The sequence below is a fragment of the Paraburkholderia sp. SIMBA_054 genome (assembly GCF_046534875.1).
In the GTDB taxonomy this organism is placed as follows: Bacteria; Pseudomonadota; Gammaproteobacteria; order Burkholderiales; family Burkholderiaceae; genus Paraburkholderia; species Paraburkholderia hospita.
The window spans coordinates 1-242 of sequence record NZ_JAWRXV010001529.1 but is presented as its reverse complement, the minus strand read 5'-3'; the positions used below and the strand labels follow the sequence as shown (position 1 = coordinate 242).

The following is a 242-nucleotide window of genomic DNA, read 5'->3' as shown; positions in this document are numbered from 1 at the left end:
CCAATAGCTTCATCAACGGCGAGGCGCAGCCGCTTGCCGACATCGACGAATTCTGCGGCAAGATCAAGGCCGGCAAGGACTCGCAATCGGACGAGAATTTTTCGATCGTCGCGCGCGTGGAAGCGCTGATTGCCGGCTGGGGCATGGAAGAAGCGCTGCGCCGCGCGGAAGCCTACCGCCGCGCCGGCGCCGACGCGATCCTGATTCACAGCAAGCTCTCGCGCCCCGACGAAATTCTCGAG

At 63.6% G+C, this 242-nt stretch carries 1 protein-coding gene; it reads left to right on the top strand.

Annotated elements, in window-relative coordinates:
* A partial coding sequence (locus SB822_RS60145) for an isocitrate lyase/phosphoenolpyruvate mutase family protein (protein WP_410859518.1) occupies nt 1-242 on the top strand: 242 nt, incomplete at both ends.